A 25,397-nucleotide genomic window follows, 5' to 3' on the forward strand; every position below is an offset into this window, starting at 1 on the left:
GATAAAACGGTCATACAGAGCGAGCCCCGGCAAAAGGCAGGAGGTTCGTGCGCACAGTGATACCGCTCGACCGCGTCGAGTGTCGGGCCTCGTCCGATTCCTCTGCCGAAACGTTATGAACACCGAGGCCGACCGTGTCAAAGGACACAGCCGGCTCCGGGACATGGTCTACGACAACTGCCGTGTGCCGCGCCTGATTTGAACCTACCTGAGACGCGCCATGAGAGCGTGCTCGACCAGCGTGATCAGCGCACTCTTCGCGTCCGCGCGGTGGCGGGCGTCGGTGGTGATGATGGGGGTGTCGGGGCCGATCTGCAGCGCCTCGCGCACCTCCTCCGGCTGGTAGGGCTGCTGCCCGTCGAACCCGTTCAGCGCGACGACGAACGGCAGTCCGCTGTTCTCGAAGTAGTCGACGGCGGGGAAGCAGTCGGCGAGCCGGCGGGTGTCGACGAGGACGACCGCGCCGATGGCGCCGCGCACCAGGTCGTCCCACATGAACCAGAAGCGGTCCTGGCCGGGGGTGCCGAACAGGTACAGGATCAGGTCCTGGTCGAGCGTGATGCGGCCGAAGTCCATGGCGACCGTGGTGGTCGTCTTGTCCCCGGTGTGGGTGAGGTCGTCGATGCCCGCCGAAGCAGACGTCATGACGGCCTCCGTGCGCAGCGGGTTGATCTCCGAGACGGCGCCGACGAACGTGGTCTTGCCCACGCCGAAGCCGCCCGCCACCACGATCTTCGCGGACGTGGTGGAACGGCTGTCGGAGACCGCCCCGCCGCTAGAGCTTGCGAAGTCCACTGAGCACCCTTTCGAGCAGTGTCACATCAGGGGCGCCGGTCGCCTCGTCGCCGCCCGGCTGGTGAATGGCGACGAGGCCCGCCTCGGCGAGGTCCGCCACCAGGATCCGGGCCACGCCCAGCGGCATGTTGAGCAGCGCCGAGACCTCGGCCACCGACTTCACCTCACGGCACAGGTGGCAGATGCGCTGGTGCTCCGGGAGGAGCCCCATGAGCACTGCCGGGTCGGCCGTCGTGCTGATCAGTGCCTCGATCGCCAGCTGGTAGCGCGGCCTGGTCCGGCCGCCGGTCATCGCATAGGGACGGACCAGCGGCTGGTCGCCCTCGTCCTCGTACGGCTCCGCGTACGGATCATGAGAGGCGGTGGGCGGGGTCATGAATCCTCCGGGCGGGACAGCAAGTCGGTAAGTCAAGCCGTCTGACGGGGCCGGTGGGGGGAATGTGGCGGCCGGACGGTGATTTGGTGAGACGGGTGGTGCCGGGGCCGATCAGTGGAGCAGACTTCCCTGTAGTTCGGCGCGCAGGTCCGGGGTGAGGACCGCCCCCGCGCGGTCGACCAGGAGCGCCATCTCGTAGCCGATGAGGCCGATGTCGCACTCGGGGTGCGCCAGGACGGCGAGGGACGATCCGTCCGAGACGGACATGAGGAAGAGGAACCCCCGCTCCATCTCGACGACCGTCTGGGCGACGTCGCCGCCCTCGAAGATCCGGGAGGCGCCGGCCGTCAGGGAGGTCAGTCCCGACGCCACGGCCGCGAGCTGGTCCGCGCGGTCGCGCGGAAAGCCCTCGGACAACGCCAGGAGAAGACCGTCGGCGGACACGACGACGGTGTGGGACACCCCGGGGGTGTTGTCCACGAAATTGGTGATCAACCAGTTGAGGTTCTGTGCCGCCTGGCTCATCGGGCTCAACTAACGCTCCTGCTGGTGAGTGGGCCGCGGGAAGCTGCCGGTCTGGGCGGATCCCGCCTGACGGCCCTGTGCGATACCCCGACGGAGATTGGTCAGTCGGCCGCGCACGTCATCGGGGGCGCGCGAGACCTGGGGACCGCTCTGGTGCGATTGCTGCTGAGCCGTGCCCGGGACGAGGTTGGCCCTGGGCACCCGGCGCGGCAGGCCGGAGGTGGTGACGCCGCCCGCGGCCGGTTGCCGGACGCGTTCGGCCTGCCGGACCAGCTCGTCGTTGGGCGAGCTGCGCCAGGCGGGGGGTGCGGACCGCTGCGGGCCGGTGGGCCCCTGCGGCTGCTGGGACTGCTGGGACTGCTGGGACTGCTGGGGTTGCTGCGGTGCCGGAGCGGAGCCGTTGCCCTGTTCCTGCCCGCCGCCACCGCGGAACCAGTTGGTCTCCAGGGTGTCGTACAGCGGCGTGCGCCCGTCGCCGGGACCGGACGCCGGGGGCAGCGCCTCGGGCTCGCGCCGGACCGGCCGCTGCTGCGGGGCCGGCGGACGCGGGGCACCGAGGTCGGCTCCGTGCGCGCCGCTCTGCTGCGGACGCTCGAACTGGCCGGTGGCGGCCGGGTCCGCGGAGCCCGGAGGCTGCGGGAGGGAGTGCCGGCCCGTGGCGCCGTTGTCCTGGCCCGGCACCGGGTACTGGCCGGTGGAGCCGTTGTCGTAGCCCTGCGGGGCCGCGAACTGACCCGTCGTGGACGGGTCCTGCTGACCGCCCGGCCGGCCCTGCGGAACGCCGAAGACGTCACCGCGGGCGAACTGGCCCGTGTTCTGGGCGCCGTTCGCGCCACCGGGCTGGGCGTACTGGCCCGTGTTCTGGGCGCCGTTCGCACCACCGGGCTGGGCGTACTGGCCCGTGTTCTGCGCGATGCCGGCACCGGGGGAGCCGTAGCCGGGCGAGCCGGCGTCCTGCCGGTCGTCGAACCGGGGGATCTCCGCCGTCGAGCCGGGTCCCTGCCGGTCGTCGAACCGGGGCATGGCGGACGTCCGGGAGACGTCCGGCTCCTCGTGGCCGCGCGGGGTGTCCAGCGAGGCGCGCGGCACCGGCGGCTGGGCGTTCTCGTCGCTCCAGCTGGGCACGCGCGGCTGCTGCTGGTCACCGCCGGGCAGCTCGGCGCGCGCACCACCGCGCGGCGGGAGCTGCGGACGACGGCCCCGCTCGGCGTTGCCGTCACCGCGCTGCTGCGGCACCTGACCCCGGCCGCCGGCGAAGGCGTCCCGGTCCCGCGTTCCGCCCGGACCCGCGGCCTGCAGCCCCTGCGGGGCGCCGGGCGCCTGGCCGCCGAAGCCGGCACCGGCGGGAGCCGGACGTCCCTGCGGCGGTGCGGAGGGAGCCCCCTGGTCGAACAGCGACGGCGTGGAATTACCCTGCGGCCCCCGCGCTCCATCGGGTCGTCCGGCACCGTCCCGGCCGGGCAGCGCGGCCCGCGGACCCTGACCGGCGCCGAGCCGGCCGCCGCCGGGCGCGCCGGCGCCGAGGGCACCGCCACCGGGCTGACCGGCACCCGCGGCGCGCCGTGCGGCGGCGGCACCGGCGGCCGCCTGCGCGGCGGCGGGACCACCGCCGCCCGCGCCCGGCTGGCCCTGGGGCTTCTTGCCGCCCTGGGCGACGTCGACGGGCAGCATGACCAGCGCGGTCGTACCACCGGAGTCGGACGGGCGGAGCTGGATGCGGATGCCGTGGCGCTGCGACAGACGACCGACCACGAACAGACCCATGCGGCGGGAGACGGAGACGTCCACGGTGGGCGGCGAGGCGAGCCGCTCGTTGATCGCCGCCAGGTCCTCCGGCGACAGACCGATACCGGTGTCGTGGATCTCGATCAGCACGCGGCCGTCGGGCAGCGCGTGACCGGTGACCTTGACCTTGGTCTGCGGGGAGGAGAACGAGGTCGCGTTCTCCAGCAGCTCGGCGAGCAGGTGCACGAGGTCGTTGACGACCCGGCCGGCCACCTCGGTGGACGGCACCGCGGCCAGCTCGATGCGCTCGTACTGCTCCACCTCGGACGCGGCGGCGCGCAGCACGTCGACCAGCGGGACCGGGCGGGTCCACCGGCGGCCGGGCTCCTCACCCGCGAGGACGAGGAGGTTCTCGCCGTTACGGCGCATGCGGGTGGCCAGGTGGTCCAGCTTGAACAGCGAGGACAGCTGGTCCGGGTCGGCCTCGCGGGACTCCAGCTCGGAGATCAGCGACAGCTGGCGCTGGATCAGACCCTGGGAGCGGCGCGAGAGGTTGGTGAACATCGCGTTGACGTTGCCCCGCAGCAGGGCCTGCTCGGCGGCGAGGCGGACCGCCTCGCGGTGCACGTCGTCGAAGGCCGCGGCCACTCGGCCGATCTCGTCCCGGGAGTGCACACCGACCGACTCCACGGACGTGTCGACGTCCTGCGGGTCGGACTCGGACAGCTGCTTGACCAGCTCGGGCAGGCGCTCCTGGGCGACCTTGGTCGCGGTCTCCTCCAGCCGGCGCAGCGAGCGGATCATGGAGCGGGCCACGACGAAGGCGCCGACCAGCGAGACACCGAGCACGATCAGGATCAGGACACCGGAGATGATCGCGTCGCGCTCGGTGGCGTTGCGCAGCTCGCGGGCCTTCTGCTCCATCTCCTCGAGCAGGTGGAGCTCGATGTTCTTCATCTGCTGGATCTTGGTGGAGCTGTCGTCCAGCCAGTCCCGGTAGGACCGCTTGCCCACCGACCCGAGGCCGAACTCCGAGGCCAGGGCACGCCCGGCGTACTCGTCGGTGGCCTTGATCGTGTTGTTGCCGTCCTCGATCGGCTGGAGCAGTTCGGCGGCGGGGGCCTCGCCGTAGATGCTCCGGAAGCTGCGGATCTCGGACTTCTGGCTCGTCAGCGCCGACTCGGCGTAGAGCCGGTCGTTCTCGGTGAGCTTGCCGACGGTGGTGTTGCTGGCGGGCAGCGCCGCCGCGAGGACCGCGCGCTGGATCGAGGCGTACTCCTTGGCGGCCGAGAAGGACGCCAGGGCACGCGTGCGCTGGATCATGTCGGGGTTGCTGGTCGCCTCCGCCATGTCCTGCGAGAGGTCGATCAGGTTCTCGATCAGGCGGTGGTACGCCTCGACGGTCTGCGTGGAGTTCCGCTCCGACGCGTAGGCGGTGTTGCGGATCTTCGCGATGTCGCCCAGCTCACCGGTGAGCTGGACCAGGTTGTCGCGGACGCCCTTGAGGTTGCCGTCCTTGGCCGCGTCGTCGATCTCCTCGGAGCTGAGGACGAAGTTCTCCATCGCACGGTCGGTCTTCTCGCGGTAGCCCTTGACCGTGAAGTCGGTGGCCTTGCCGCCGTGCGCCAGCGGGCCGGCCGACTGGTCGCGCTCCTCCTGGAGCGCGGCGGCCAGTTCGGTGGCCTGCTTGGTCATGTCCGTCAGCAGCTTCATGTTGTCGAGCTGCTGGATGTCGTCCATCGACTCGTTGATGCGCAGCGCGCCCAGGGAGGTGGCCGCGACCACCGGGAGGGCGAGCAGCGACACCAGGCGGGTCGAGATGCGCCAGTTGCGCAGGGCTATTCGCGGCCCGGGGCCGGTCGGGCCCTTCTCGGCGGCCGGGGTCGGGCCCGCGGGCCCCACGGACGCACCGGGGCGACCGGTCCGTTCGCCGCTGTCTCCGGACGTGGCCGGTCCCTGGTTCTGGGCGTGCTGGGGCGAGGAGCCGACGGCCATCGGGCCAGTCCCGCCGTGCGGCTCCGGCTCCGCCGAAGCGCTGCCATCCCTCTTGAAACGTCCCTGCACTAGCGTCGCAACCTCTGAACCAGGCGCCCCTCCGCGTGAACGGCTGGGCACGGTGTCGGCGTCATAGGGGCGCCCTGAATACGCCCCGTGGTGGTCGTGAGTGACCGGCGCTGGTTCCCCCATCTCGCCGCCACTCGGCGCGTTTGTGCGCCCCCTGTGCGCCGGCTCGATCCTGCGGCGGTCCGTGGAATTCCAGCACAGTGCAGGATCTCCAACAAGGCCCGTGGGTCTACCCGTGACATACATGACAGCGCGTGAGGGTCGGGTCACCCGGGGTGGAAGGTGAGCTCACCCAAAACGGACGTACGCCCGCGAGTCGGTCGGACGCCCCCGGTGTCCCAGTCGAGATGATCAGGAGCGGAATGATGGCTTCAGGTGGCTAATGTCCGTTTCGAGGACGTGGAGGGCCCGCCTGGATTGGCTGATTTGTCCGCAGGTTCGTGAGCAAACTCACATGCGGATCATGGCCTTCGGGAGCCGTCGGCGGGGAATCGCATGTTTAGCCTGACGCTTTACAGGGACGGCAAAACCGACAACCCGCGCCCGGACCCGGGGTCCTCGCACCCCTGTGGGGCGCCGTGAACAGGACGAGGTCAAGTAAAACAGTGAAGACGACGATGATGTTCCACAAGATCGCCAACCCGCGGCGCACGACGCTGGCGCACCTGAACGGCGCCGATGAACTGCAGACGCCGGTCCGGCTGGAGCATTCCGTCGAACTCCCGGCCCAGACCGCCAACCCCAAGCGCACCGTCCTCATGGAGATCCCGGCCGCGGCCGGCACCGCGGACTGACACCGATCACACCGATCAGTACGCGCATCGGCCGCGCATCACTCAACGCCACGCGCCGGAGGGGCGCCCCGCACGTCACCGGGGCGCCCCTCCGGCACGTCCGGGGCGGCCGTGCCTCGTACAGGTGATGCGCGGGCGGGTGACGCACGGGGTCGGGGCGCCGTGCCGCGTTAGCCTGGAGCGTCAGACTCCAGCCGATCGAGTCAAGGGGCCAAGCATCCCGTGCGCATCGCCAGATTCTCCATCGACGGGAACGTCGCCTTCGGCGCGGTCGAGGGCGACCGGCAGGACGAGCTCGTCCTGGACATCATCAAGGGCATCCCGTTCGCGGACTTCGAGCTCTCCGGCACGAAGGTCCCGCTGAGCAAGGTCAGGCTGCTGCCCCCGGTGCTCCCCAACAAGGTGGTGGCCTTCGGCCGCAACTACGCCGAGCACGCGCGGGAGCTCGGCAACGAGGTGCCCGACGCCCCGTTCGCCTTCTTCAAGCCCGCCACCTCGGTCATCGGCCCCGGCGACGAGATCCAGTACCCCTCCTTCTCCCGGGAGGTGCACCACGAGGCCGAGCTGGCCGTGGTCATCGGCCGGCTCTGCCGCGAGGTCCCGCGCGAACGCGTCAAGGACGTGATCTTCGGCTACACCTGCGCCAACGACATCACCGCGCGTGACGTCCAGAAGCGCGAGAAGCAGTGGGCCCGGGCCAAGGGCTTCGACACCTCCTGCCCGCTCGGCCCCTGGGTGGAGACGGACCTGGACATCGCCGCCGCGAGCGACCTGACCATCCAGCTCACGGTCAACGGCGCCCAGCGCCAGCTGGGCCGCACCAGCGAGATGGTTCACTCCATCGAGGACCTGGTCGTCAACATCTCCGAGGCCATGACACTGCTCCCGGGCGACGTCATCCTCACGGGCACCCCGGCTGGGGTCGGCCCCCTCAACGTCGGCGACGAGGTCGCCGTCACCATCGAAGGCATCGGCACTCTCACCAACAAGGTTGTCAAGCGTGGCTAGCGCACCCTCCCCCAAGCCCTCGGATCCGCTCGCGCAGGGGGTACCCCCACGCGTCCGTTTCTGTCCGTCGCCCACCGGTAACCCCCACGTGGGCCTGGTCCGCACCGCCCTGTTCAACTGGGCGTTCGCCAAGCACCACCAGGGCACCCTGGTCTTCCGCATCGAGGACACCGACGCGGCCCGCGACTCCGAGGAGTCCTACACCCAGCTGCTCGACGCGATGCGCTGGCTGGGCTTCGACTGGGACGAGGGCCCCGAGGTCGGCGGCCCGCACGCGCCGTACCGCCAGTCGCAGCGCATGGACGTCTACAAGGACGTCGCCGCCAAGCTGCTCGACGCCGGCCACGCCTACCACTGCTACTGCTCCCAGGAGGAGCTGGACACCCGCCGCGAGGCCGCCCGCGCCGCCGGGAAGCCCTCCGGCTACGACGGCCACTGCCGGGAGCTCACCGACGCCCAGGTCGAGGAGTACCGGGCCCAGGGCCGCGAGCCGATCGTCCGCTTCCGGATGCCCGACGAGACGATCACCTTCACCGACCTGGTCCGCGGCGAGCTGACCTTCACCCCGGACAACGTCCCGGACTACGGCATCGTCCGCGCCAACGGCGCCCCGCTGTACACGCTGGTCAACCCGGTCGACGACGCCCTGATGGAGATCACCCACGTCCTGCGCGGCGAGGACCTGCTCTCCTCCACCCCGCGCCAGATCGCCCTGTACAAGGCGCTGATCGAGCTGGGCGTCGCCCAGCGGATCCCGGCCTTCGGCCACCTGCCGTACGTCATGGGCGAGGGCAACAAGAAGCTCTCCAAGCGCGACCCGCAGTCGTCCCTGAACCTCTACCGCGAGCGCGGGTTCCTCCCCGAGGGACTGCTCAACTACCTCTCCCTGCTCGGCTGGTCCCTCTCCGCCGACCGGGACGTCTTCTCGATCGACGAGATGGTCGCGGCCTTCGACGTCGCGGACGTGCAGCCGAACCCGGCCCGCTTCGACCTGAAGAAGTGCGAGGCGATCAACGGCGACCACATCCGCATGCTCGACGCGAAGGACTTCGCGGAGCGCTGCGCCCCCTGGCTGAGGGCCCCCTTCGCCCCCTGGGCGCCCGAGGCCTTCGACGAGGCCAAGTGGCAGGCCATCGCCCCGCACGCGCAGACCCGCCTGAAGGTCCTCTCCGAGATCACGGACAACGTCGACTTCCTGTTCCTGCCGGAGCCGGTCTTCGACGAGGCCTCCTGGAACAAGGCGATGAAGGAGGGCTCCGACGCCCTGCTGCGCACCGCCCGCGAGAAGCTGGACGCGGCCGACTGGACCTCCGCCGAGTCGCTGAAGGAGGCCGTCCTGGCCGCGGGCGAGGCCCACGGCCTCAAGCTCGGCAAGGCCCAGGCCCCCGTCCGCGTGGCCGTCACCGGCCGGACGGTCGGCCTGCCGCTCTTCGAGTCCCTGGAGGTCCTGGGCAAGGAGAAGACGCTGGCGAGGATCGACGCGGCCCTGGCGAAGCTCGCGGCGTAACGCACGGACGCACGCGCGAAGGGCGGCAGCCGGGAGGGCTGCCGCCCTCGCCGCACTCCCGCACGGCCGGTGCCGACCGGCGCCGCCGCCGAGTTCCCCGCGGGCCGGACGCACGCGCCGCGGGGAACTCGGCCCGCGCTTCTCCGGGGACGGACCGGCCTACGACCGGGCCGTCGCACGAAGCCGGGTCCGCCCCGAGCGGCCTGGTCCGGACCAGGACCTCCACGGCCGACCACGACGTCGTGCTGGGCGCGCCGGCCGCGGCGGACTGCCGTCCGGCCGGTCTCCCGGCCGAGGCCGAGGCCGGGGCCCTGCCCGAGCCCCGGATGCTCCTCGAGACCGGGGCCTCGCCGCCCGGTGACCGCCGCGCCACCCTGCCGGTTCCCCCGCGCCCACGGCTCGGGCCGCCTAGGCTGGGCGACATGCCGATCCGAGCCGTGGTCTGGGACGTCGACGACACCCTCTTCGACTACACCACCGCCGACCGCGAGGGCATGCGCGCCCACCTGGTGGCCGAGGGGCTGCTCGCCGGGTACGGGACGGCCGAGGAGGCCCTCGTGCGCTGGCGTGAGATCACCGACCGGCAGTGGGCCCGCTTCGCGGCCGGCGAGGTCGACTTCGTCACACAGCGCCGCGACCGCGTCCGGGTCTTCCTGGGCCGGCCGGAGCTGACGGACGCCGAGGCCGACGACTGGTTCCGGCGGTACGTCACGCACTACGAAGCCGCCTGGTCCCTCTTCCCGGACGTCCTGCCCGTCCTCGACGCCCTGGCCGACAGCCACCGCCACGCGGTGCTGTCCAACTCCAGCCTCCAGGTCCAGGACCGCAAGCTGCGCGTCCTCGGCGTCCACGACCGCTTCGAGGTCATCCTGTGCGCCGCCGAGCTGGGCGTCTCCAAGCCCGAGCCCGGTGCCTTCCTGGCCGCCTGCGAGGCCCTTTCCCTGCCTCCGGACCAGGTCGCGTACGTCGGGGACCACCCGGAGATCGACGGGCGGGGCGCCGCGGAGGCCGGGCTGCTGTCGGTGTGGATCGACCGCGGGAAGGCGTGGGTGGCCGTCGAGCCGCCCGTGGGGCCGCGCCGCATCGCCTCCCTCGCCGAACTGCCCGCGTTGCTCGGTGCCGATACTCGTTTTGGAGCCCCGTCCACCTTCGGGTAATGTTCTTCCTGCGCCGAGGGGAGCGGGCCGGAAGGCCGGAGCCCCACAGCGCGAAACTAGAACAAAACCCCCTCGGGGGCTTGCGTTCCAGTGGCCTATGGTGTAATTGGCAGCACGACTGATTCTGGTTCAGTTAGTCTTGGTTCGAGTCCAGGTAGGCCAGCTCGCAGAGCTCATCTGCACATGCGGATCACATCCGCGAGCCCCCGTTGTGTAGCGGCCTAGCACGCTGCCCTCTCAAGGCAGTAGCGCCGGTTCGAATCCGGTCGGGGGTACTGGTTCCGATCATCTCGGGACTGCTAGGGCCCCCGTTGTGTAGCGGCCTAGCACGCCGCCCTCTCAAGGCGGTAGCGCCGGTTCGAATCCGGTCGGGGGTACTGACTGGTCTAAACCATCATTGGTCTATGGTGTAATTGGCAGCACGACTGATTCTGGTTCAGTTAGTCTTGGTTCGAGTCCAGGTAGACCAGCAGGATCTGCGGAAACGCGTGATCCACGCCCCCGTTGTGTAGCGGCCTAGCACGCCGCCCTCTCAAGGCGGTAGCGCCGGTTCGAATCCGGTCGGGGGTACGAGCCCGAAGGGGGCTTCCGTCACGGCGGAAGCCCCCTTCGGCATTCGCCCGGCCCCGTACCGCCGCGCCGACTCCTCCTCCCGCGCCGGCCGGTGCAGCGCCCGCAGCACCGGCTCGCGGAGCACCGCGGATGCCCCCGCCGGCCCCACCTGCTCCGTCTCCGAGGCGCAGGTCTCCGTGAAGTCGGGCTGTCTGCGCCACCTGGCGCATCAACTCGCCGTACGACGCCGTCAGTTCGGCGTCACAGCGACAGCCCGGCCGGCGCGGCGTCGCCGCCGCCACCCGCGAACGGTGCACGGGGGAGAGCGGGGCGGGCTCCCGGGCCGTCTCCCGGCCCGGCGACCCCGGCAGCCGGTCCGCCTCCGCGCGTGCGGCGACGGCACTCGGATCGTCCTCGCCCGGCTCGGGGGCCTGCGGCAGCGCCCACGGCGCCGCGCCCGGGCGGACGGTGCGGCCCGGGGAATCGTCGTCGACGTGCCCCAGCACGTCGCGTGCCGTCGCCACCGGGACGCGTCCCACCTGGAACAGCACGCGCACCAGTCGCAGCCGGCACAGGTGCCCCTCGTCGTGCTCGGCCGCCGTCGCGCCGACCCGGCGGTCGGCTGCCCGTCCTCCTGACCGTGCCGCGCGCGGACCGCCTCCCCGCGGACGTACCGCGTCGTCCAGTACCGGGAGTCCGAGGAGAAGCTCTGTGCCCACGCGCACGCCGCCGACACGTTCCACCACGCCGCGCGGGCGTTCGTCGACCGCGGGGAACGGGCGGGGAAGGGGCGCGGGCACGTGGGGCTGCGGCACGAGGCGTACGTGGTGCCCGAGGGTTCGTACGAGTCGATCTACGCCGGCATTCCGGCGTCCGGACTCGCGGCCGCGCACGGGCGGGTACCGCTGGAGCGGCGTGGCCGGCGCGCGAAGGACGGGTTCGCGTACCGGCCGGAGAAGGCGACGTCGCCGGCGGCGTCCGACGGGGCGTGAGGCCGGGGGCGGGCCCGCCGCGGCGTTGAGGCGGGCCCGTTCCCGGCCGGGGACGGCGGGCGAGGATGCGAAGGGGTCAGGAGCGGCGCAGCGCCTCGGAGAGGCGGGTGGCGGCGTCGATGACGGCCTGCGCGTGCATCCGCCCCGGGTGGCGGGTCAGGCGCTCGATGGGACCGGAGACCGAGACGGCGGCCACCACGCGGTTCGAGGGGCCGCGCACCGGCGCGGAGACGGACGCGACGCCCGGCTCGCGCTCGCCGATCGACTGGGCCCAGCCGCGGCGCCGCACGCCCGACAGGGCCGTCGCCGTGAAACGGGCGCCCTGCAGGCCGCGGTGCAGCCGCTCCGGCTCCTCCCAGGCGAGCAGGATCTGCGCCGAGGAGCCGGCCTTCATCGTCAGCGTGGAGCCCACCGGGACCGTGTCCCTCAGGCCCGACAGACGCTCCGCCGCGGCGACGCAGATGCGCATGTCGCCCTGGCGGCGGTAGAGCTGGGCACTCTCCCCGGTGACGTCACGGAGATGGGTGAGCACCGGGCCCGCCGTGGCGAGCAGGCGGTCCTCGCCGGCCGCCGCGGCCAGCTCGGCCAGGCGCGGGCCGAGGATGAACCGGCCCTGCATGTCGCGCGCCACCATGCGGTGGTGCTCCAGAGCCACGGCCAGGCGGTGGGCCGTGGGTCGTGCCAGTCCGGTGGCACCGACCAACCCCGCGAGGGTGGCCGGACCGGACTCCAGGGCGCTCAGGACGAGGGCTGCCTTGTCCAGAACGCCGACGCCGCTACTGTTGTCCATGCAACGATACTTGCGTCTCACTCTGTGAAACGCAAGTTCAATTTTCCGTGGAACCCGCCACTCTGGAGGCACGGAAGCAACGCGGCCCGTGGACCACCGGGCCTGGCGGCGGACGCCCGGAGGCAGGGGTGCGGGCGCCGTCTCCTCACAGATCTCTAGTTGGGCCGGAGCAGTTCACGCCGGCCGGAGGGAAAGCGATGGGTAGGACACTCGCGGAGAAGGTCTGGGACGACCACGTCGTCCGGCGCGCCGAGGGCGAGCCCGACCTCCTCTTCATCGATCTGCACCTGCTGCACGAGGTGACCAGCCCGCAGGCCTTCGACGGCCTCCGCAAGAACGGCCGCACCGTGCGCCGTCTCGACCTCACCATCGCGACCGAGGACCACAACACCCCGACCCTCGACATCGACAAGCCCATCGCCGACCCGGTCTCCCGGGTCCAGCTGGAGACGCTGCGCAAGAACTGCGCCGAGTTCGGCGTCCGGCTGCATCCGCTGGGCGACGTCGAGCAGGGCGTCGTGCACGTCGTCGGCCCGCAGCTGGGCCTGACCCAGCCCGGCATGACCGTCGTCTGCGGCGACTCGCACACCTCCACGCACGGCGCCTTCGGCGGACTCGCGTTCGGCATCGGCACCTCCCAGGTCGAGCACGTGCTGGCCACCCAGACGCTGCCGATGGCCCGCCCGAAGACCATGGCGATCACGGTCAACGGCGAACTGCCCGAGGGCGTCACGGCCAAGGACCTGATCCTGGCGATCATCGCGAAGATCGGCACCGGCGGTGGCCAGGGCTACGTCCTGGAGTACCGGGGCGAGGCCATCGAGAAGCTCTCGATGGAGGCCCGGATGACCATCTGCAACATGTCGATCGAGGCCGGCGCCCGCGCGGGCATGATCGCCCCCGACGAGACGACCTTCGCGTACCTCGAGGGCCGTCCGCACGCCCCGCAGGGCGAGGACTGGGACGCCGCCGTCGCCTACTGGAAGACGCTCAAGTCGGACGAGGACGCCGAGTTCGACGCCGAGGTCGTCATCGAGGCCGCCGAACTGTCGCCGTTCGTCACCTGGGGCACCAACCCGGGCCAGGGCGCGCCGCTGTCCGCCTCGGTCCCCGACCCCGCTTCGTACGAAGACGCCTCGGAGCGCCTCGCCGCCGAAAAGGCCCTGGAGTACATGGGGTTGGAGGCCGGCCAGCCGCTGCGCTCCATCAACGTGGACACCGTCTTCGTAGGCTCCTGCACCAACGGCCGCATCGAGGACCTGCGCGCCGCCGCGGAGATCCTCAAGGGCCGCAAAGTCGCCGACGGCGTACGGATGCTGGTCGTCCCGGGCTCCGCGCGGGTGGGGCTGCAGGCGGTCTCCGAGGGCCTGGACGTGGTCTTCAAGGAGGCCGGCGCCGAGTGGCGGCACGCGGGCTGCTCCATGTGCCTGGGCATGAACCCCGACCAGCTCGCCCCCGGCGAGCGCTCCGCCTCCACCTCCAACCGCAACTTCGAGGGCCGGCAGGGCAAGGGCGGCCGCACCCACCTGGTGTCCCCGCAGGTCGCCGCCGCCACCGCGGTCCTCGGCCACCTGGCCTCCCCGGCCGACCTCGCCGCCGCCGACGCCCGTACGCCCGCTGGAGTCTGATCAGTCATGGAAGCATTCACCACCCACACCGGCCGGGCCGTCCCGCTGCGTCGCAGCAACGTCGACACCGATCAGATCATCCCCGCCCACTGGCTCAAGAAGGTGACGCGGGACGGGTTCGAGGACGGGCTGTTCGAGGCCTGGCGCAAGGACCCGGAGTTCGTGCTCAACCGTCCCGAGCGCGAGGGCGCCACGGTGCTGGTGGCCGGCCCCGACTTCGGCACCGGCTCCTCCCGCGAGCACGCCGTCTGGGCGCTGCAGAACTACGGCTTCAAGGCCGTGATCTCCTCCCGCTTCGCCGACATCTTCCGCGGCAACTCGCTGAAGAACGGCCTGCTCACGGTGGTCCTCGACCAGAAGATCGTGGACGCGCTGTGGGAGCTCACGGAAGCCGACCCCACCGCGGAGATCACCGTCGACCTCGAGGCCCGCGAGGTGCGCGCCGAGGGGATCACCGCCGCCTTCGAGCTCGACGAGAACTCCCGCTGGCGGCTGCTGAACGGGCTCGACGACATCTCCATCACGCTGCAGAACGAGGCGGACATCGCCGCGTACGAGGCGAAGCGCCCGTCGTTCAAGCCGCGCACGCTCACGGCCTGACGCACACCGCAAGCGAAGTCCTGCCCAGAGGTCGACTTTCGGCCACTGCGACACCCCGCCCGTACCCCCGATCGGACCGATCGGGGGTACGGGCGTCTCTGTGTCCGCCCGGCTCCGCACACCGCCCCGGGTTCCCTCAACTCCCCGTGTTACGGAGGTGATTGCTGGGGTACGCGCGTCATGTGCCCGCGGACCCCGTGGGTGCGGGAAAGGGCCGTCCGAGGCGGCAGTTGCCCCCTGCGCAGGCGACAACTCGCCCCAGATGGCACAATCTGTGCATGGAACACGACGGCCAACTCGAGCTCTATGCGGCGGTCGCGGTCCGGCTCAAAGAAGCGCACTCGAGGGTGCGCGCACTGCAAGTCCCGGAGAGCGTACGGATGGCGCTGACCCGGAAGCTGCTGGTCATTACGGCCGCGGCCAAGCACGATCTCGCCGGTGCGGCGGGGCGTCTGGAGCGGTTCATCGCGGACCTCGACGAGGGGCGATTCCCCGAAGAGGAACGCTGAACCGGACAGGACGGCCGAGCCCGTTGCGGCACAAGGGTGACTAGCCCGTTTCGTGTTTGATTTGCGGTATATATCTGCCTAACGTGCGAAAAAGCTTGAACACTTTCGTTCTGGCGATGTCTCCGAAGGGGAAGACGTGAACAAGGCGCAGCTCGTAGAAGCGATTGCCGACAAGATGGGCGGCCGCCAGCAGGCCGCCGATGCTGTCGACGCGGTCCTGGACGCCATCGTCCGCGCGGTGGTCGCGGGTGACCGGGTCTCGGTCACCGGTTTCGGTTCGTTCGAGAAGGTCGACCGTCCGGCCCGCTACGCCCGCAACCCCCAGACGGGCGAGCGGGTTCGTGTCAAGAAGACCTCCGTACCGCGGTTCCGCGCGGGACAGGGCTTCAAGGACCTGGTCAGCGGGTCGAAGAAGCTCCCGAAGAACGACATCGCCGTCAAGAAGGCCCCCAAGGGCAGCCTGTCCGGCCCGCCGGCCACCATCGCCAAGGCCGCCACCAAGAAGGCCGCCACCAAGAAGGCGGCCGCCAAGAAGACGACGGGCGCGGCGAAGACCACGGCCAGGAAGACGACGGCGAAGAAGGCCGCCACCAAGACGGCGGCGGCCAAGAAGACCACGGCGAAGAAGGCGCCCGCCAAGGCCACGGCGCCCGCCAAGACCACCGCGGCGAAGAAGACCACCGCCAAGAAGGCGCCGGCGAAGAAGGCGACGGCCACGAAGGCGCCCGCCAAGAAGTCGCCCGCGCGCAAGACCACCGCCAAGAAGACCACCGCCCGCAAGAAGTAGCCGCGGGCAAACGGTGTTCACACGCCGGGCCGGACTCCGTCGGGGAGCCCGGCCCGCGGCGTGTCCGGGGTGCCGGCGGCCGGAAGGCGGCAGAGGGGCGACGGGGGACGGCCGGGGGGACCGGTCAGAACGTCTGGAGCGTCACCAGCGTGATCCGCCGGCCCTCGCCCTCGCCCTCGGTCTCGATGCGCACCCGCTGCCCGGGACGCAGCAGTCTCAGGCCCCCCGCGTCGAACGCCGGAGCGTCGAAGGGCACCGGGGTGCCGTCGTCCAGGAGCACCTGACCGCTGCGGCTGACGGGGTCGTAGGTGTACGCGGTGGCCTGCATGGCGGCAGCCTACTGCTCCGGAATCAGCAGCCGCGCGGCGACCGCGGTCGTGCGGGGGCCCACCCCCAGCGCCAGCGCCGCCCGCAGGTCGTCGCCGGTGTCCACGTCCTGCCGTACGGAGTCCACCGCGTCCAGGCACAGTTCCACGGCCCCGGACGCCCGGTGCCGGGCCCGGGAGTCGGGCCCGAAGGACGGGCGCAATTCCCGGCCCGGGGACGCGGTCAGCAGGGTCGTGCCGATCGCGGCGATATCCGCGAGAAAGGCACGCGGGAATTCGGCGGCCGTATCGAGGACACGGGCCAATTCCGGGGGGCGGAGCGCCGGCAGATCGGCGTTGAGGGCCGCCACGCGGCCGGCGCCGCGGGACGCGCGCACCACCGTCGCCGCGTGGGTGAGGGCGGCGTTCAGGCCGCCGCCCGGCTCGTCGGGGACGATCCCGGCGCCCAGTGCGGCCAGCTCGCGGCCCGCCCGGACGTCGTCCGTGACGACCACCACATCCCGCACCGCAGGGCACGCCAGCGCGGCCGTCACCGTGTCCTGGGCGAAGGCGAGCGCGAGGCCCGGGCGCAGCCCGTCGTCCGCGGTGTCCGACAGCCTGCTCTTGGCCCGGGCCAAGGGCTTCAGGGGCACCACCAAGGTCCACTGCACGAGTGTTACGTCCCTCTCTTGTCGCGGCCATTGTCACCCGGAGCGCCCGGTGCCCGGGGAAAGGGGGAGGGGCGCGAAGCCCCTCGCGAGGACGGTGACGGGAGACGGGCGGGCGTACGGTGTTCTCGACAGACCGGCGGCCCGGGGCGACACTTGTGCGGCCCGCCTGGCCTCCGGGCCCAGGTCCTGGAAGGAAGGTGTCCTCGTGCCGCGCCGCAGAATCGGCTTCTGGTACCGCTTCGCCGCGGTGATCTGCAAACCGCCGCTGGTGGTTCTGCTCAAGCGGGACTGGCGCGGAATGGAGAACATTCCGGCCGACGGTGGATTTATCACCGCGGTGAACCACAATTCGCACATCGATCCCCTCGCCTACGCGCACTTTCAGTACAACACCGGACGTGTTCCGCGATTCCTGGCGAAGAGCGGGCTTTTCAAGAAGGGATTCGTCGGCGCCGCGATGCGCGGCACCGGGCAGATCCCCGTCTACCGCGAGAGCACGGACGCGCTCAGCGCCTTCCGTGCGGCGATCGACGCCGTGCAGCGCGGTGAATGCGTCGCCTTCTACCCCGAGGGCACCCTCACCCGCGACCCGGACGGCTGGCCCATGACCGGCAAGACCGGCGCCGCGCGCGTCGCCCTGCAGACCAAGTGCCCCGTGATCCCGGTCGCCCAGTGGGGCGCCAACGAGGTGCTGCCGCCGTACGCCAAGAAGCCCCGCCTGCTGCCGCGCAAGACCCACCGGGTCCTGGCCGGACCGCCGGTGGACCTGGACCGCTTCTACGACCGGGAGATGACCCCGGAACTGCTCAAGGAGGCGACCGAGGCGATCATGGCGGCCATCACCCGCCAGCTGGAGGAGATCCGCGGCGAGAGGGCCCCCGAGACGCCCTACGACCCGCGTCGCGAACGCATCGAACAGCGCCGCAGGACCCGGGCGCAGAAGCAGCGCGCGGGACGGCCCGGCGCACAGCCGCCGGGCACGGAGCCGACGGGCGGGACGGAACAGGCGCAGAGCGGGGCCGCCGCGCGGGAAGAGGGGCTGGGCACGTGAGCAAGCCGGTCAAGGCGGCCGTCTTCGGCACCGGATCATGGGGCACGGCCTTCGGCATGGTCCTCGCCGACGCGGGCTGCGACGTCGTGCTGTGGGGGCGGCGCCCCGAACTCGCCGAAGCGGTCAACTCCACCCGCACCAACCCCGACTACCTGCCCGGCGTCGAACTCCCCCGGAACGTGCGGGCCACCGCGGACGCCGCCGAGGCCGCGCGCGACGCCGACTTCACCGTCCTCGCCGTCCCCTCGCAGACGCTGCGCGGCAACCTCGCCGAGTGGACGCCGCTGCTCGCCCCCGGCACGGTCCTCGTGTCGCTGATGAAGGGCGTCGAACTCGGCTCCGCCATGCGCATGAGCGAGGTGATCGAGGACGTCGCCAAGGTGGGCGCCGAGCGCATCGCGGTCGTCACCGGCCCCAACCTGGCCCGCGAGATCGCCGCCCGCATGCCGGCCGCCGCCGTGGTCGCCTGCACCGACGAGTCCGTCGCCCGGCGGCTCCAGACCGCCTGCCACACGCCGTACTTCCGGCCGTACACCAACACCGACGTCGTCGGCTGCGAACTGGGCGGCGCGGTGAAGAACGTGATCGGGCTGGCCGTCGGCATCGCGGACGGCATGGGGCTCGGGGACAACGCCAAGGGCTCGCTCATCACCCGCGGCCTCGCCGAGACCACCCGGCTCGGTGCCGCGCTGGGCGCCGACCCGCTGACCTTCTCCGGACTCGCCGGACTGGGCGACCTGGTGGCCACCTGCTCCTCGCCGCTGTCGCGCAACCACACCTTCGGCACCAACCTCGGCAAGGGCATGACCCTCGAGGAGACCGTCGCGGTCACCAAGCAGACCGCCGAGGGCGTCAAGTCCTGTGAGTCGGTGCTGGATCTGGCCCGTCGGCACGGCGTCGACATGCCGCTCACCGAGACGGTCGTCTCCATCGTGCACGAGGGCAAGCCCCCCGCGGTCGCCCTCAAGGAGCTGATGTCGCGCAGCGCGAAACCCGAACGACGCTGAGCGACGACCCCCTCCATCCGGCGCACGCACGGCGTTGCGGGCGCTGTCTCCCGGCCCTACCAACGGGTACTCTCGTCGCGATATGAGCACCGAGAACCTCCCCCAGAGCCCCGAGCAGCCGCCGCGCAAGCCGCGGGTGGCCGTCGTGTTCGGCGGGCGCAGTTCCGAACACGGGATCTCCGTGGTCACCGCCGGAGCCGTCCTCAAGGCCATCGACCGGAACAAGTACGACGTCCTGCCGATCGGCATCACCCAGGACGGCCGTTGGGCGCTCACGGCCGACGAACCGGAGCGCATGGCGATCACCGACCGCCGCACCCCGAGCGTCGACCAGCTCGCCGAGTCGGCGGAGGGCGGCGTGGTGCTCCCGGTCGACCCCGCCAGCCGCGAAGTCGTCTACAGCGAGCCCGGTTCGGTGCCCAAGGCGCTCGGTGAGGTCGACGTGGTCTTCCCGGTGCTGCACGGACCCTACGGCGAGGACGGCACCCTGCAGGGCCTGCTGGAGCTCTCCGGCGTCCCCTACGTCGGCTCGGGCGTGCTCGCCTCGGCCGTCGGCCAGGACAAGGAGTACATGAAGCGGGTGTTCACCTCCTTCGGGCTCGAGGTCGGCCCGTACCTGGTGATCCGGCCGCGCGAGTGGCGGCAGGACGAGTCCGCAGCCCGCAGGAGGATCGTCGACTTCGCCGGCGAGCACGGCTGGCCGCTGTTCGTGAAGCCCGCGCGGGCCGGCTCGTCGATCGGCATCACCAAGGTCGACGACCTCTCCGGCCTGGACGAGGCGATCGCCGAGGCCCAGCGCCACGACCCGAAGGTCCTCGTGGAGGCGGCGCTGCGCGGCCGCGAGATCGAGTGCGGCGTGCTGGAGTTCGAGGACGGCCCGCGCGCCTCGGTGCCCGCCGAGATCCCGCCGCCCGACGCACACGCGTACTACGACTTCGAGGCCAAGTACATCGACTCCACGCCCGGCATCGTGCCCGCGCCGCTGACCGAGGAGGAGACGGCCGAGGTGCGCCGGCTCGCGGTCGAGGCGTTCGAGGCGGCCTCCTGCGAGGGACTGGTCCGCGCGGACTTCTTCCTCACCGAGGACGGCGAGTTCGTGATCAACGAGATCAACACGATGCCCGGCTTCACGCCCATCTCGATGTACCCGCAGATGTGGCAGGCCACCGGCATCGGCTACCCGGAACTGGTGGACCGGCTGGTGCAGGCGGCACTGCGGCGCTCGACCGGGCTGCGCTGAGCCGTCCCCGGGACACGGGCGGCGCACGGGCCGTACGGGCCGTACCGGCCGTACGGCTTCAGGAGGCGATCCCCTCGGGGATCGCCTTCTTGACGGCCGGGGCGAGGTCGATCAGCACGCCCGTGCTGTCCCGCCCGTCGGTCACCTCGACCTCGACGTACGCCTCGCGGTTGGCGGTGGTGAAGCGGTGGTCGTCGTCCTCCCGCTTCTCCATCAGCCAGTCGACGCCGTTCACTCCGCCCGGCACCGCGTCGGGGTCGTGGCCGTTGGCCACCTTGGGGTCGGCCATCTTCGGCGGTCGCTCGACACCGCACCGCAGTATGATCGCCACGCCGCCCCAGCCCGCGGTCAGTTCGGACGCGGGTTCGGGATCGTCGCGACTCTCGCCGTCCACCTTCGCCGGCAGGGCCTTGTCCAGGTTCTGACACAGCTCGGTGACCTTCGCGTCCGGGCTGGGAACCGCCGCGGATGCGCTGTCGTCTGCAGGGGAGCAGCCCGCGGTGGTGATCAGCACCGCGAGGGCGGGCAGGATGGCGTGCCGGTGACGGAAGGAGTTCACCGGCACAGGGTAGACGGGGGCTACAGATGAACGACCGGGCAGGTCAGGGTGCGGGTGATCCCGTCCACCTGCTGAACCCTGGCGACCACCATCCGCCCCAGGTCGTCGACGGTGTCGGCCTGGGCGCGCACGATCACGTCGTACGGTCCGGTCACGTCCTCGGCCTGGATGACTCCAGGGATCTTGCCGATCAGCTCGGCGACGGTCGACGCTTTGCCGACCTCCGTCTGGATCAGGATGTACGCCTGTACCACGGAACCTCCAGGGCGGCCACGAGGATCATGTGGGGAAAAGGAACGCCACGGTATCGCGTCGCCGCTCGTCGCGGGGAGATCTGCGGGAACCGGGCCTTGCGCGCCGGGGTCCGGGCACGTGAGATGTCGGTGGTCACTTCGACCGTAGCGAGCGCACGGACGACTCGCGACCGGGCACGGTCAGGGACAGAAGGGGAGCAAGGGACATGAAGGGCACTGTTGGTGAGCTCGGGGAGTTCGGGCTCATCAGGGAGCTCACCTCCCGTCTCACCACCACCCCGGCGGTCCGGGTCGGCCCCGGCGACGACGCCGCGGTGGTCGCCGCGCCCGACCGCAGGGTCGTGGCCAGCACCGACATCCTGGTGGAGGGCCGGCACTTCCGCCGCGACTGGTCCACGGCCTACGACGTCGGCCGCAAGGCCGCCGCGCAGAACCTCGCCGACATCGCCGCCATGGGCGCCGTGCCGACCGCGCTGCTGCTCGGCCTGGTCGTCCCGGCGGAACTGCCCGTCACCTGGCCCTCGGAGCTGATGGACGGTCTGCGCGACGAGTGCCAGGTCGCGGGCGCCGCGGTCGTCGGCGGTGACGTCGTGCGCGGTGACACGATCATGGTGTCGATCACCGCGCTCGGCGATCTGCGCAACCAGGAGCCGGTGACCCGGGCCGGCGCACAGCCCGGTGACCTCGTCGCGGTGACCGGCTGGCTCGGCTGGTCCGCGGCCGGGCACGCGGTGCTCTCCCGCGGTTTCCGCTCACCGCGCGCCTTCGTCGAGGCGCACCGGCGCCCCGAGCCGCCGTACCACGCGGGCCCGGCCGCGGCCGGGCTGGGCGCCACCGCGATGTGCGACGTGAGCGACGGGCTGATCGCCGACCTCGGGCACATCGCCGAGGCCAGCAAGGTGCGCATCGACATCCGCTCCGGGGCGATCGACATCCCCTCGCAGATGAACGACATCGGCCAGGCCGTCGGCGTGGACCCCATGCAGTGGGTGCTGACCGGGGGAGAGGACCACGCGATCGTGGCCACCTTCCCGCCGGACGTGAAGCTGCCCGCCCGCTGGAAGGTGATCGGCGAGGTGCTCAACCCCTCGGCGCTGCCCCAGGTGACGGTCGACGGGGCGCCCTGGACGACCCAGGGCGGCTGGGACCACTTCGGGGGCATCGAGTCGTGAGGGCGGGAGGTGCGCCGCCGAGGGTCCTCACCGTGGCCGGCTCCGACTCCGGCGGCGGCGCGGGCATCCAGGCCGACCTGAAGACGATGCTCGCGCTCGGCGTGCACGGCATGAGCGTGCTCACCGCGGTGACCGCGCAGAACTCCCTCGGCGTGCAGGGCGCCTGGGAGCTCCCCGTGGAGGCGGTGCGGGCCCAGTACCGCAGCGTCGTCGACGACATCGGCGTGCAGGCGGTCAAGACCGGCATGCTGGCCTCCGCCGAACTCGTCGAGACCGTGGCCGACTTGATCGCCGGCACGGACGCGCCGGCGGTCGTCGACCCGGTGGGGGTCTCCAAGCACGGGGACCCGCTGCTGGCCGTCTCCGCGCTGGACTCCGTGCGGACCAGGCTGCTGCCGGTGGCGACCGTGGCCACGCCGAACCTGGACGAGGTGGAGCAACTCACGGGCGTGCGGGTCGGATCGGAGCCCGACATGCGCCGGGCGGCCCGGGCGGTGCTGGCGTTCGGGCCGCGCTGGGTGGTGATCAAGGGCGGCCATCTCGCGGCGGGGACGGACCAGGCCGTCGACCTGCTGACGGACGGCTCGCAGGAGCACTGGCTGCGCGCCCCCCGGCACGACAACCGGCACACCCACGGCACGGGCTGCACGCTCGCGTCGGCGATCGCGGCACAGCTGGCGATGGGGCGGTCGGTGCCGGAGGCGGTGACGGCGGCCAAGGAGTACGTCACCGGGGCGATCGCGGCCGGGTTCGCCCTGGGCGGCGGCATCGGTCCGGTGGACCACGGCTGGGAGCTCGGACGGCGGATCCGTGGCGGGACGGCCGGGGCCGGCTGACGTCCCGAGGAGCGGACGGGGCGCTCGGGGCGCCCGACGGGCGGACGGGGCCGGCCGGTGGACTGCGGTGGACCGCGACCGGCCGGCGTTCCGGGGCGGCCGAGGCCCCGCCGACGCCCCGCGGCACGACGGCCGCCGGGCCGCCCGTGTCCCGTGCGGCCCGCGGATCACCGTCCGGACACGGCAGAAAGCCGGCCCACCCGAGGTGGACCGGCTCCATGCGGCGAAACCGGTTGTGGCCGCGCGCTCAGCGGAAGCGTCAGCGCGAGACCTTGCCGGCCTTGATGCACGAGGTGCAGGCGTTCACGCGCTTCGGCGTCCCGCCGACCACGGTACGCACACGCTGGATGTTCGGGTTCCAGCGGCGGGACGTACGGCGGTGCGAGTGCGAGATGTTGTTGCCGAAGCCCGGCCCCTTGCCGCAGACGTCGCAGTTGGCAGCCACGGGTCACTCCAAAGACTTCAGATGCACTTACGGTGGATCCCGGCATGCCGGGATCGAGATCCCGGGCTACAGGAGCCCTGTGGAATCTGAGTGGCGCTGCCAGGGGAGAGGCCCGATCGGATCGGGCAACCGGAGCAGCATACAACGGCTGCGCCCGTGGAACGAAACTACCACGGCGGCTCAGGGGTCCGCCCGCGGCCCTCTTCCGGCGGGCGACGCCCCAAGGTCTACGCTGCGTGCCACGTCCAGCAGCTCAGGGAGGCGCAGGTGGCGCAGGTGCCGCAGACGTTCTTCGATGCTCTCGCGGTGCGTGCCTGGTGCGGTCTCGCGCTGGAGGCGCTGGGACGGGCGCGCGAGGAGATCGACGCGATCAACGTCTACCCCGTGGCGGACGGGGACACCGGTACCAACCTCTACCTGACCGTCGAGTCGGCGACCGCCGCGGTCGAGGCGGTGTTCGCGGGACACGAGGCGGGCCCCGCGGTGAGGCCCGGCGGTCCCTCGACCGGTGCGGCCGGTGCGGCCGGGGGACCGGCGCTGGCCGACGCGGTACGGGCGATGGCGCACGGGGCGCTGATCGGCGCCCGCGGGAACTCCGGGACGATCCTGGCCCAGCTGCTGCGCGGGATGGCCCAGGTGCTGGCCGGGGACGGGACCGCGGCCCGTGCCGACGGGCAGGGGCTGCGGCTCGCCCTGCGGCACGCGGCCGACTCCGCGCGCCGGGCCGTCGCCCACCCCGTCGAGGGCACGGTCCTCACCGTCGCCTCGGCGGCCGCCGACGCGGCCGGCGGTGCGGAGGACGACTGCGGGGCGGTGGCACGGGCGGCCTACGAGGGCGCCCGCGCGGCCCTCGCCGAGACGCCGGACCGGCTGGCCGTCCTCCGGCGCGCGGGGGTGGTGGACGCGGGCGGCAGGGGCCTGGTGGCGGTGCTCTCGGCACTGGTGGAGACGTTCACGGGGGAGACGCCGCGCGCGACGCCCGCGGTGGGGGGCCCGTGGAGCGGCTCCGTACGCCCCGCCGGTCCCGGGCCCCACGCGTGCGCGGAGGCTCGTGGAGGCCTTCCGCGGGACGTCGCCGAGCCCGGTGAGTGCGCCGACGGCGGTGCCGTCCCGGGATCCGGCGGGCCCGCCTTCGAGGTGATCTACCTCCTGGAGGCCGACGACGCGGCCGTGGCACGGCTGCGGGAGCGGCTGGACGGGCTGGGGGACTCGCTCGTCGTGGTCGGCGGCGACGGGCTGTGGAACGTCCACGTGCACGTCGACGACGCGGGCGCGGCGGTCGAGGCCGGGGTCGAGGCCGGGCGGCCGTACCGCATCCGCATCACCCACTTCGGTGCCGGGGACGTGCACACCGCGGGAGCCGGGCGGTCGTCCGGGGAGCGTGCCCAGCGGGCCGTCGTGGCCGTGGTGCCGGGCGAGGGCCTGGCCGGGCTGTACGCCGAGGCCGGCGCGACCCCCGTGCTCGCACGACCCGGGGAGCCGCCCGCCAGCGGCGAACTCGTCCAGGCCGTACGGCGGGCGCACGCGCGCGAGGTGGTGCTGCTGCCCAACGACGCGGACCTGCGCCACACCGCCGCCGCGGCGGCCGAGCAGGCCCGGGCCGAGGGCATCCGGGTGGCCCTCATCCCGACCCGCTCCGCGGTCCAGGGCATCGCGGCGCTCGCGGTGCACGAACCGGAGCGCCGTTTCGACGAGGACGTGGTGTCGATGACGTCGGCGGCGGGCGCGACCCGCTACGCCGAGGTCACCGTCGCCGAGCACCGGTCCTGGACCATGGCCGGCATCTGCCAGGCCGGTGACGTCCTCGGCCTCATCGACGGGGACGTGGCCGTGATCGGGCAGGACCTCACGGCCGTCGCCGAGACCGTCCTCGACCGCATGCTCGCGGCCGGCGGCGAGATGGTCACCCTGGTCATCGGCGACGAGACCCCCGAGGCCGTCGCCGGCCACCTGGAGGCCCGGGTCCGCGAGGGCTACCTGGCCGTCGACACGGTGGTGTACCACGGCGGCAGGCAGGGCGCCCTGCTGCTCATCGGGGTGGAGTGAGC

The 25,397-nt window shown here is 72.2% G+C and carries 24 protein-coding genes, 5 tRNA genes and 2 pseudogenes; 20 read left to right on the forward strand and 11 right to left on the reverse strand.

The annotated features are described in order from the left end of the window. Window positions 1-204: 204 nt before the first annotated feature. The 4 genes from FHS37_RS31185 to FHS37_RS31200 form a co-directional block, all read right to left on the reverse strand. A complete protein-coding gene (locus FHS37_RS31185; RefSeq protein ID WP_184827420.1) occupies window positions 205-795 on the reverse strand; it encodes a GTP-binding protein in 591 nt (196 codons plus the stop codon). Further along, a complete protein-coding gene (locus tag FHS37_RS31190) occupies window positions 776-1,171 on the reverse strand; it encodes a DUF742 domain-containing protein (RefSeq protein WP_184827422.1) in 396 nt (131 codons plus the stop codon). The genes FHS37_RS31185 and FHS37_RS31190 overlap by 20 nt, the downstream gene beginning before the upstream one ends. A 111-nt stretch (window positions 1,172-1,282) precedes the next feature. Then, window positions 1,283-1,696, reverse strand: coding sequence for a roadblock/LC7 domain-containing protein (locus tag FHS37_RS31195; RefSeq protein WP_184827623.1), 414 nt, complete (start codon window positions 1,694-1,696; stop codon window positions 1,283-1,285). A 9-nt stretch (window positions 1,697-1,705) separates the two neighbouring features. Continuing rightward, window positions 1,706-5,485, reverse strand: a complete 3,780-nt coding sequence (locus tag FHS37_RS31200; protein ID WP_184827424.1) for a sensor histidine kinase — start codon at window positions 5,483-5,485, stop codon at window positions 1,706-1,708. A 605-nt stretch (window positions 5,486-6,090) separates the two neighbouring features. On the opposite strand from FHS37_RS31200, the gene FHS37_RS31205 reads away from it, so the two are divergent. From FHS37_RS31205 to FHS37_RS31245, 9 genes are all read left to right on the forward strand, one after another. Continuing rightward, window positions 6,091-6,279 (forward strand): hypothetical protein, encoded by a 189-nt coding sequence (locus FHS37_RS31205; protein WP_184827636.1) that lies wholly within the window; start codon window positions 6,091-6,093, stop codon window positions 6,277-6,279. 222 nt (window positions 6,280-6,501) lie between these two features. Further along, window positions 6,502-7,287: a fumarylacetoacetate hydrolase family protein gene (locus FHS37_RS31210; protein WP_184827426.1), complete on the forward strand. Its 786-nt coding sequence runs from the start codon at window positions 6,502-6,504 to the stop codon at window positions 7,285-7,287. Next, on the forward strand, window positions 7,280-8,794 hold the full coding sequence (gene gltX / locus FHS37_RS31215; RefSeq protein WP_184827428.1) for a glutamate--tRNA ligase: 1,515 nt from the start codon (window positions 7,280-7,282) through the stop codon (window positions 8,792-8,794). Before FHS37_RS31210 ends, gltX begins: the two co-directional genes overlap by 8 nt. 422 nt (window positions 8,795-9,216) lie before the next feature. Further along, window positions 9,217-9,951: an HAD family hydrolase gene (locus FHS37_RS31220; protein WP_184827430.1), complete on the forward strand. Its 735-nt coding sequence runs from the start codon at window positions 9,217-9,219 to the stop codon at window positions 9,949-9,951. Between the two features lie 91 nt (window positions 9,952-10,042). Beyond that, window positions 10,043-10,114 (forward strand) — tRNA-Gln (locus FHS37_RS31225). A gap of 39 nt (window positions 10,115-10,153) precedes the next feature. Then, a tRNA-Glu gene (locus FHS37_RS31230) sits at window positions 10,154-10,226 on the forward strand. 29 nt (window positions 10,227-10,255) lie between these two features. Continuing rightward, window positions 10,256-10,328: transfer RNA gene (locus FHS37_RS31235), tRNA-Glu, on the forward strand. Between the two features lie 21 nt (window positions 10,329-10,349). Further along, window positions 10,350-10,421, forward strand: a tRNA-Gln gene (locus FHS37_RS31240). A gap of 27 nt (window positions 10,422-10,448) precedes the next feature. Then, window positions 10,449-10,521 (forward strand) — tRNA-Glu (locus FHS37_RS31245). Between the two features lie 55 nt (window positions 10,522-10,576). On the opposite strand, the pseudogene FHS37_RS40030 reads toward FHS37_RS31245, so the two are convergent. Next, a pseudogene (locus FHS37_RS40030) lies at window positions 10,577-11,189 on the reverse strand (MerR family transcriptional regulator); the annotation flags it as partial. Here FHS37_RS40030 and FHS37_RS31255 point away from each other — a divergent pair. Beyond that, window positions 11,157-11,495: pseudogene (locus FHS37_RS31255) on the forward strand (monooxygenase family protein); the annotation flags it as partial. The pseudogenes FHS37_RS40030 and FHS37_RS31255 overlap by 33 nt on opposite strands. Window positions 11,496-11,571: 76 nt before the next feature. On the opposite strand, the gene ndgR reads toward FHS37_RS31255, so the two are convergent. After that, a complete protein-coding gene (gene ndgR, locus FHS37_RS31260; RefSeq protein WP_184827434.1) occupies window positions 11,572-12,285 on the reverse strand; it encodes an IclR family transcriptional regulator NdgR in 714 nt (237 codons plus the stop codon). 197 nt (window positions 12,286-12,482) lie between these two features. Between ndgR and leuC the strand changes: the two genes are divergently transcribed. From leuC to FHS37_RS31280, 4 genes are all read left to right on the forward strand, one after another. Beyond that, a complete protein-coding gene (gene leuC, locus FHS37_RS31265; RefSeq protein ID WP_184827436.1) occupies window positions 12,483-13,913 on the forward strand; it encodes a 3-isopropylmalate dehydratase large subunit in 1,431 nt (476 codons plus the stop codon). 6 nt (window positions 13,914-13,919) lie between these two features. Then, window positions 13,920-14,513 (forward strand): 3-isopropylmalate dehydratase small subunit, encoded by a 594-nt coding sequence (leuD, locus tag FHS37_RS31270; RefSeq protein ID WP_184827438.1) that lies wholly within the window; start codon window positions 13,920-13,922, stop codon window positions 14,511-14,513. Between the two features lie 278 nt (window positions 14,514-14,791). Beyond that, window positions 14,792-15,022: an SCO5555 family protein gene (locus FHS37_RS31275; RefSeq protein WP_184827440.1), complete on the forward strand. Its 231-nt coding sequence runs from the start codon at window positions 14,792-14,794 to the stop codon at window positions 15,020-15,022. Window positions 15,023-15,158: 136 nt separating this feature from the next. Next, entirely contained in the window at window positions 15,159-15,809 is a 651-nt protein-coding gene (locus FHS37_RS31280; RefSeq protein ID WP_184827442.1) for an HU family DNA-binding protein, read from the forward strand. A 124-nt stretch (window positions 15,810-15,933) separates the two neighbouring features. On the opposite strand, the gene FHS37_RS31285 is transcribed toward FHS37_RS31280, so the two are convergent. Together FHS37_RS31285 and cofC are read right to left on the reverse strand one after the other, a co-directional pair. After that, window positions 15,934-16,137: a hypothetical protein gene (locus tag FHS37_RS31285; protein ID WP_184827444.1), complete on the reverse strand. Its 204-nt coding sequence runs from the start codon at window positions 16,135-16,137 to the stop codon at window positions 15,934-15,936. Between the two features lie 9 nt (window positions 16,138-16,146). Then, the gene (gene cofC, locus FHS37_RS31290) at window positions 16,147-16,785 is read right to left on the reverse strand and encodes a 2-phospho-L-lactate guanylyltransferase (protein WP_184827446.1); all 639 of its coding nucleotides are present in this window, start codon (window positions 16,783-16,785) and stop codon (window positions 16,147-16,149) included. A gap of 205 nt (window positions 16,786-16,990) precedes the next feature. Between cofC and FHS37_RS31295 the strand changes: the two genes are divergently transcribed. From FHS37_RS31295 to FHS37_RS31305, 3 genes are all read left to right on the forward strand, one after another. Continuing rightward, window positions 16,991-17,836 (forward strand): lysophospholipid acyltransferase family protein, encoded by an 846-nt coding sequence (locus FHS37_RS31295; protein WP_184827448.1) that lies wholly within the window; start codon window positions 16,991-16,993, stop codon window positions 17,834-17,836. Next, the gene (locus FHS37_RS31300) at window positions 17,833-18,843 is read left to right on the forward strand and encodes an NAD(P)H-dependent glycerol-3-phosphate dehydrogenase (protein ID WP_184827450.1); all 1,011 of its coding nucleotides are present in this window, start codon (window positions 17,833-17,835) and stop codon (window positions 18,841-18,843) included. Before FHS37_RS31295 ends, FHS37_RS31300 begins: the two co-directional genes overlap by 4 nt. Window positions 18,844-18,925: 82 nt before the next feature. After that, window positions 18,926-20,083: a D-alanine--D-alanine ligase family protein gene (locus tag FHS37_RS31305; protein ID WP_184827452.1), complete on the forward strand. Its 1,158-nt coding sequence runs from the start codon at window positions 18,926-18,928 to the stop codon at window positions 20,081-20,083. A gap of 58 nt (window positions 20,084-20,141) precedes the next feature. Here FHS37_RS31305 and FHS37_RS31310 read toward each other — a convergent pair whose 3' ends face one another. Next, on the reverse strand, window positions 20,142-20,642 hold the full coding sequence (locus FHS37_RS31310) for a DUF3515 domain-containing protein (protein ID WP_184827454.1): 501 nt from the start codon (window positions 20,640-20,642) through the stop codon (window positions 20,142-20,144). 20 nt (window positions 20,643-20,662) lie between these two features. Further along, entirely contained in the window at window positions 20,663-20,896 is a 234-nt protein-coding gene (locus FHS37_RS31315) for an Lrp/AsnC family transcriptional regulator (RefSeq protein WP_184827456.1), read from the reverse strand. Between the two features lie 206 nt (window positions 20,897-21,102). On the opposite strand from FHS37_RS31315, the gene FHS37_RS31320 reads away from it, so the two are divergent. Then, window positions 21,103-22,068 (forward strand): thiamine-phosphate kinase, encoded by a 966-nt coding sequence (locus FHS37_RS31320; protein WP_184827458.1) that lies wholly within the window; start codon window positions 21,103-21,105, stop codon window positions 22,066-22,068. Then, window positions 22,065-22,904, forward strand: coding sequence for a bifunctional hydroxymethylpyrimidine kinase/phosphomethylpyrimidine kinase (gene thiD / locus FHS37_RS31325; protein WP_184827460.1), 840 nt, complete (start codon window positions 22,065-22,067; stop codon window positions 22,902-22,904). Before FHS37_RS31320 ends, thiD begins: the two co-directional genes overlap by 4 nt. Before the next feature lie 259 nt (window positions 22,905-23,163). Here the strand turns inward: thiD and rpmB are convergent, their stop codons facing one another. Beyond that, entirely contained in the window at window positions 23,164-23,349 is a 186-nt protein-coding gene (gene rpmB / locus FHS37_RS31330; RefSeq protein WP_003993230.1) for a 50S ribosomal protein L28, read from the reverse strand. Window positions 23,350-23,616: 267 nt separating this feature from the next. Here rpmB and fakA point away from each other — a divergent pair, with 267 nt between their 5' ends. Beyond that, window positions 23,617-25,395 carry a fatty acid kinase ATP-binding subunit FakA gene (gene fakA, locus FHS37_RS31335; protein ID WP_184827462.1) on the forward strand — a complete coding sequence of 593 codons (1,779 nt, stop codon included), beginning with the start codon at window positions 23,617-23,619 and terminating at the stop codon, window positions 25,393-25,395. Window positions 25,396-25,397: the final 2 nt, after the last annotated feature.

The organism is Streptomyces griseomycini (assembly GCF_014203535.1).
Classification (GTDB): domain Bacteria; phylum Actinomycetota; class Actinomycetes; order Streptomycetales; family Streptomycetaceae; genus Streptomyces; species Streptomyces griseomycini.

Coding starts and splice junctions, on each gene's coding strand:
- FHS37_RS31190 (WP_184827422.1), bottom strand. CDS start 1,171: ATGACCCCGCCCACCGCCTCTCATGATCCGTACGCGGAGCCGTACGAG.
- FHS37_RS31195 (WP_184827623.1), bottom strand. CDS start 1,696: ATGAGCCAGGCGGCACAGAACCTCAACTGGTTGATCACCAATTTCGTG.
- FHS37_RS31220 (WP_184827430.1), top strand. CDS start 9,217: ATGCCGATCCGAGCCGTGGTCTGGGACGTCGACGACACCCTCTTCGAC.
- ndgR (WP_184827434.1), bottom strand. CDS start 12,285: ATGGACAACAGTAGCGGCGTCGGCGTTCTGGACAAGGCAGCCCTCGTC.
- leuC (WP_184827436.1), top strand. CDS start 12,483: ATGGGTAGGACACTCGCGGAGAAGGTCTGGGACGACCACGTCGTCCGG.
- leuD (WP_184827438.1), top strand. CDS start 13,920: ATGGAAGCATTCACCACCCACACCGGCCGGGCCGTCCCGCTGCGTCGC.
- FHS37_RS31275 (WP_184827440.1), top strand. CDS start 14,792: ATGGAACACGACGGCCAACTCGAGCTCTATGCGGCGGTCGCGGTCCGG.
- FHS37_RS31285 (WP_184827444.1), bottom strand. CDS start 16,137: ATGCAGGCCACCGCGTACACCTACGACCCCGTCAGCCGCAGCGGTCAG.
- FHS37_RS31305 (WP_184827452.1), top strand. CDS start 18,926: ATGAGCACCGAGAACCTCCCCCAGAGCCCCGAGCAGCCGCCGCGCAAG.
- FHS37_RS31320 (WP_184827458.1), top strand. CDS start 21,103: ATGAAGGGCACTGTTGGTGAGCTCGGGGAGTTCGGGCTCATCAGGGAG.